We start from the raw sequence: 6,218 nt of genomic DNA on the forward strand, positions 1-6,218 counted from the left end.
ATAAACGAGAGGTAGTTCTGATGATTGAGAGTGAAGTGATTAGAGAGGTAAACCATCCGGCGTGGCCGCTGGTCTGGCAGATCTATGGCGAGAGTTTTCCCCGCTACGAACAGCGCCAGTCACAGCATCAGCCGCAGAAGATGCGGGATCCTCGCTATCACTGCCAAATCTTTTATCAGGACGGCCTGCTGCTCGGTTTTATCTTCTGGTGGGCGTGCGGTGAGCAGATCTATATCGAACATCTGGCCATTAATCCGGCGCTGCGCGGCCGCAACTACGGCAGCCGCCTGCTGGCCGAATTTTGCGAGCGGGCAGGCAAAACCGTCATTCTCGAGATCGATCCGCCAGAGGATGAGATTGCCATTCGCCGTCTGCGCTTCTATCAGGGGCTGGGCTTTTGTCTCAACGACTATGCACATGTCCACCCGCCCTATCATCCTGACTATCAAGGTCATGCGCTGCGGGTGTTGAGCTATCCGGGGCTTCTTGAGGAAGAGGCCTATCAGCGTTTCAACAGCATGCTGGTGGAGACGGTGATGGAGCACGGCTTGAGTTGGAAAACGGGGATGTTCATTGCGAGATGAAGGGGGATTATCCCCCCTCCTAATTTCAACTATTCATAGACTGATGTCGCGGTCAGCAACTGATCTGCAAAGGTAAAGATTTCATCGATCGAGGAAATAGGATGCCTAGTCTCTTTTTTGTCTGCATCGAATAAACCGATATATTTCTGCTTCGCATTAAAATGCAACCGGCATAATGGCTTGCGATTATTATCGTCGAGGAGAATACCAAAATAACTTTGGGTATCTCTTGCCGCGATTATTGTTACATCAAATCGCTGTCTCAGAATTGCTTTGACAACATTAAAGCCTTCCATCTCTTCAATCGTTGTATCGACCTTTGATTTTTCCTCACTACAGCCTTCGGCATTATTGTTATCACTTGATGGATTACTATCAAATGCGGGTTGGATAGTTGAGGAGTTGACACTGCCACCAATCGCAGATTTCAATCTTGCATTGATGCTGTCATTCAGGAATTGGCTAAGTGCCTTCTTGGTAATGTCGGTAAAGGACTGTTTGACCTTTGCCGTCAGTACACCATCATAGATTCTGGATGCAAAAAATTTAACAAAGTCTTCTTCCGGTGAGCCAAATTGTTCGGCTAGCAATTTTTTGATCTGGCTAAGGTACTTCAGTTCGCCAGCTGCATCGACAACTGAATCAACATCGAAAGAGGTTTTGGTTAGTTTTAATACCTCAGGCACTATGTGTTCATCTATGTCTTCCAGATCGAGCGTCAAAAATGGTTTTTCGTCCATTTTGTTTGGGGCATCAAGGTCTGTGTAGAACTCATATTGTGCCCCATTGGTAAGAATGCCGATTCGAGCATTGGTAACTGAAAAATATCGGAAGAGTTGACCAGAGTGCTTGGCCGAGAGTTTTTCACTGTATTTTTTACACTCAACCAGAATTTGCACTTGCCCATCTTTGAGAATGGCGTAGTCAACCTTTTCCCCTTTTTTGATGCCTGTATCTGCGGTGAATTCCGGAATCACCTCCGTAGGATCAAACACATCATAACCAAGTACACGATTGAGAAATGGCATGACAAATGCGTTTTTGGTTGCTTCTTCTGTGGTGATCATCGATGACTGTTGAGCAATCTTTTTGGCTAGACTCTGTAGCTGCTCTGAAAAATCCATTGTTTCCTCTCTACGCTGGGACTGGAATTGTTGAGTTGATATTCACCCGTCATATCTGGCCAAAATCAGGTGAGGTCATAGAGACGGTTTATCTCTGCATATATTCAGCAAAGTGCCATACGATTCCAAGGCTGGTATGCCTGAAACAGGATCCAGCTCACCGCTATTGAGTGTTATATGAAGAAAATATGAGCTTGTAGCTGACATTTATATTAGAAAGGGGCGCCCAAGCGCCCCTTTCTCGTTGAACCTGCTGTGGTTTATCTCACTCCCCCAGCAGCTTGTGCCAGACGGCGAGCACATGGCTGCGCTCACTCTGCAGCTGATCGTCGCTCACCTTGCGGGAGATCTCCGAGAGGTTGAGGCGATGGCCGAGGTTGCGGATCTCCAGATAGGCCTGCTTCAACCCTTCCGCCTGCTCCAGGGTCAGCACCCCCGCCATCACGCACTCGTCGAAGATGCGCACGTTATCGGACCAGCGGGTGAGGGCATCGGGCTCGCCGCAGGCGTGGGCCAGCACCAGATACTGGGCGATAAACTCGATATCCACCATGCCGCCGGGGGACTGTTTGAGGTCGAACTCGCCGGCACCCGCCTTGAGCAGGTGATCCCGCATCTTGTGGCGCATCTCGCGCACCTCGCGGGCCAGGGTCGGCAGCTCCCGCTCCCTGGCCAGCACATCGCGGCGGATGCGGGCAAACTCGGCAACGATGGCATCATCGCCATAGATGGGACGGGCCCGCACCAGTGCCTGATGTTCCCAGGTCCATGCCTCGTTTTGCTGGTACTGCTCATAGGCCGACAGCGACGAGACCAGCAGGCCGGAGTCGCCGGAGGGGCGCAGCCGCATATCGATCTCGTAAAGAATGCCGGACGGGGTGCGGGTGCTGAACAGGTGCAGGATCCGCTGGGCGAGGCGCAGGTAGAACTGGCGGCTGTCGATGGGCTTGCGACCATCTGTGTAGCTGTTGGGGTCGCCACCGTGCAGGAACACCAGATCGAGATCCGAGCCGTAGCCGAGCTCGATGCCACCCAGCTTGCCATAGGCCACCACCGCAAAGCCGCGCTGGCTGTTCACCGCCACCTCGGGTGGCACCCCGTAGCGCTCGCTCATCTGGGCCCAGGCCTGATTGACCACCTCTTCGGTGATCGCCTCCGCCAGCCAGGTGAGGTGATCGCTCACCTTCATCAGCGGCAGGGCGCCGGCAATGTCGGCCGCCACGATGCGCAGCAGCTGCACCTGCTTGAACTGACGCAGCGCCTCCATCTGCTGCTCCACGTCCTCTTCGGGGATGCGCAGCAGGAACTGGCGCAGCTGGGGTTTGTACTGATCGAGCGGGGTGGGATGATAGAGGTGCTGGGGATCGAGCAGCTCATCCAGCAGGATAGGGTAGCGGGCCAGCTGTTCGCTCACCAGATGACTAGCGTCGCACAACCGCACCAGCTGGCGCAGGGCGCCCGGGTTCTCCGCCAGCAGCTGCAGATAGGCGCTGCGGGTGAAGATGCGGGTCAGCAGCTCGCATACCCGCTCGAACAGACGGGCGGGCTGCTCGCTGGCCACTACCAGTCGCAGCAGCTCCGGCATCAGCCAGTCCAGCGCGATGCGCCCCTGCGGCCCCACCTGACGACGCTTGTATTCCTCCTTGAAACGCAGCAGAGCGGCGCAGAGCGGGGCGGGCTCGGCCACCCCCTGCGCGGTCAGCAGTTTTTCCAGCTCGGCGGCGTCGAGCTCGGTGCGCCACAGGTCGAGCCAGAGCTGCTCCAGATGGGCGGGTGCCTCTTTCTCTTCCCCCACCACGGCGGCGAACTCCTGATGGACGGCGGCCATCTCCTCATCGAGATGAGCCATAAAGGCGCCCCAGTCAGCAAAGCCGAGGGCGGCGATCAGCCGCTGGCGATCCCGCTCTTCGGTGGGCAGGGTCTGGGTCTGCTGATCGCCGATCTCCTGCAATATGTTCTCGACCCGGCGCAGGAAGCGATAAGCCGCCAGCAAGCGGTCGCAATGGGCTGATTCGAGGGCGCCACATTGGGCGATGGCGGCCAGCGCTTCGGGCAGGTGACGCACCCGCAGCGCCGGTTCACGACCGCCGCGAATAAGTTGCAGCGCCTGGGCGATAAACTCCACTTCACGGATGCCGCCAGCCCCCAGCTTGATGTTGCCCTCCAGTCCCTTGCGGCGCACCTCGGCGGCGATCATCGCCTTCATCTGGCGCAGGCCGTCGATGACGCCAAAGTCGATGTAGCGGCGAAACACAAAGGGGCGCAGCATTTCGGCCAGCTCGACCGCGTGCTCGCACTGGGGGCCCAGTACCCGCGCCTTGACCATGGCGTAGCGCTCCCAGTTGCGGCCGTGGTGCTGGTAGTAATCCTCCATGGCGACAAAGGAGATGGCGAGCGGCCCCGCCTCGCCAAAGGGGCGTAAGCGCATATCGACCCGGAACACCTGACCATCCTGGGTGGGCTGGTGGAGGGCGTTGATGATGCGTTGGCCCAGCTTGATGAAAAATTGCTGGTTGGCGAGTTCACGCCGCCCGCCGACCGTGTAGCCGTTCTCGGGGAAGGTGAAGATAAGGTCGATATCCGAGGAGAAGTTGAGCTCGCCACCACCCAGCTTGCCCATGCCGAGAATGAGCAGCGGCTGCGGGTTGCCGTTGCCGTCCATCGGGGTGCCCAGCTCGCCGCACTGTTTGGCGTAGAGCCAGTCGCGGGCAGAGCAGATCAGCGTATCTGCCAGCTTGGTGAGGTGGATAAAGCTCTCTTCCACCACCGCATGGCCCAGCAGCTCGCGCCAGGCGATCACCAGCATGCGGCTGCGGCGGAACTGGCGCAGGATACGCTTGAGCGCCTCTTCATCACTCACCTCGGCGAGCAGGGCGGTCAGATCGCGCTGGTAGGCGGGCCAGCGTTCAGCCCGCTCCAGATCCCCGGAGGCGAGCAGCTCGGTCAGCAACGCCGGCTGTTTGAAGAGGGAGTCGGCGACAAAATCGGAGAGGCCGAGCAGGGTCTGCAGTGTCTGGCGCACCTGCTCGGGTTGGTTGCCATAGTCGGGGGCCAGTTCGATCAGCCGTTGCCACTGGCGCTGGGCCTGATCTTGCAGCAGGGGAGAGAGGGCGGAGAAAGAGGGAGAGTGCTGGGCCACGGTTGCCGTCCTTGTGGTTCACGACAGCGGGTTAACGACACGGGGTTAACAACGCTGCCGGTTCAAAATGTTGGTTGCCAATCTAGCACTGTCAGGCCCCCGCGTCACAGCGCAGGGGCGAGAAGCATGATCCGGCCGGAATATTCGGCAACTGGCGGTTCAGGTGCGCTGGTAGATGGCGGGATCGTAGATCTCCATCAGGTTGCCCGGGTTGGCTGGTGGTGCAAAGCCGAAACCGGCGTAGAGGCCGTGGGCATCCGAGGTGGCGAGGGAGAGACGGCGCAATCCCTGCAACTCTGGATGGTCGACAATGGCGGCCACCAGTGCCTTGCTGTAACCGCGGCCGCGGTACTCCGGCAGCACAAACACGTCCGCCAGATAGCCAAAGGTAGCCTTGTCGGTGATAACCCGGGCGAAGGCAACCTGCTGACCATCGACATAGCCGCCAACGCAGAGGGAGTGGTTGATGGCCCGCACCACAGTGCTGTGGGGAATACCGCGACACCAGTAGGCTTCTTCAGACAAGAAGCGGTGGATAAGCGACAGGTCGAGCCGCCCCTTGTCGTCACTGATCTCGAATTGAAACTGCTCTTCTCTGTTCTGCATCCTGGCTCCTTGCTGGATGGTGGTGGACATTTGCGGGCTATCGACAGCCATGTTAACAGTTTTGCCTGACGGGGCGCACGTTGCGCGGCCACCCTTTTTAAGCTCCGGTTACAAAAATGGGCCCCCGATATCGGAGGCCCATTTTATTGGTAGAACAGTAGTTTAGTGGCCGTCGCCCCAGAAGAACTTGAGCACGAACAGCAGGGCCACCACCAACACGCAGGAGTTGATCTCGCGCCAGCGGCCGGTGCCAGCCTTCATAACGCAGTAGGAGATAAAGCCGACGGCGATCCCCTCGGTGATGGAGAAGCTGAACGGCATCATCACCGCAGTCATAAAGACCGGTACCGCTTCGGTCAGATCTTCCCACTTCACCTGGGTCAGCTCGGAGCACATCAGCACGCCCACAAGCTCGAAGCCCAGTTACCATGGGACGTCCCGCTGGAGCTGATGACAAAAAAAGTGGCTCAATGCGGTGAAGCCAAGTAGGTCGATTTAACGGCGCTTACAAATAAAGCGCCATTCTACACCGCTAGGGCCGTTTTTTATGAGTAAAACTGACGGGAAGATAAGGAATTCAGGGGAGGATGGGATAACACAGACCAATTTTCAGGCTATTTGCTGAATGTCAGGCAATAAAAAACCCCGCTCGATGAGCGGGGTTTCTTGTATTGGGTGCCTGGCAGTGTCCTACTCTCGCATGGCGAATGCCACACTACCATCGGCGCTACCGCGTTTCACTTCTGAGTTCGGCATGGGATCAGG

At 57.3% G+C, this 6,218-nt stretch carries 4 protein-coding genes, 1 rRNA gene and 1 pseudogene; 1 reads left to right on the forward strand and 5 read right to left on the reverse strand.

Going from position 1 to position 6,218, the window contains the following annotated elements:
• Nucleotides 1–20: 20 nt before the first annotated feature.
• Nucleotides 21–584 carry a GNAT family N-acetyltransferase gene (locus tag ACW5W8_RS19815; protein ID WP_498629791.1) on the forward strand — a complete coding sequence of 188 codons (564 nt, stop codon included), beginning with the start codon at nt 21–23 and terminating at the stop codon, nt 582–584.
• A 29-nt stretch (nt 585–613) separates the two neighbouring features.
• Here the strand turns inward: ACW5W8_RS19815 and ACW5W8_RS19820 are convergent, their stop codons facing one another.
• The 5 genes and pseudogenes from ACW5W8_RS19820 to rrf form a co-directional block, all read right to left on the reverse strand.
• Nucleotides 614–1,708 (reverse strand): type I restriction endonuclease, encoded by a 1,095-nt coding sequence (locus ACW5W8_RS19820; RefSeq protein ID WP_498629793.1) that lies wholly within the window; start codon nt 1,706–1,708, stop codon nt 614–616.
• Nucleotides 1,709–1,973: 265 nt separating this feature from the next.
• Complete coding sequence (glnE, locus tag ACW5W8_RS19825; protein WP_498629795.1) at nt 1,974–4,847, reverse strand: bifunctional [glutamate--ammonia ligase]-adenylyl-L-tyrosine phosphorylase/[glutamate--ammonia-ligase] adenylyltransferase; 2,874 nt, start codon at nt 4,845–4,847, stop codon at nt 1,974–1,976.
• Between the two features lie 159 nt (nt 4,848–5,006).
• On the reverse strand, nt 5,007–5,453 hold the full coding sequence (locus ACW5W8_RS19830; RefSeq protein ID WP_498629797.1) for a GNAT family N-acetyltransferase: 447 nt from the start codon (nt 5,451–5,453) through the stop codon (nt 5,007–5,009).
• Between the two features lie 162 nt (nt 5,454–5,615).
• Nucleotides 5,616–5,861, reverse strand: a pseudogene (locus ACW5W8_RS19835) (NCS2 family permease); the annotation flags it as partial.
• A gap of 269 nt (nt 5,862–6,130) precedes the next feature.
• Nucleotides 6,131–6,218: ribosomal RNA gene (gene rrf, locus ACW5W8_RS19840) — 5S ribosomal RNA — on the reverse strand; the annotation flags it as partial.

The organism is Aeromonas aquatilis (genome assembly GCF_054052405.1).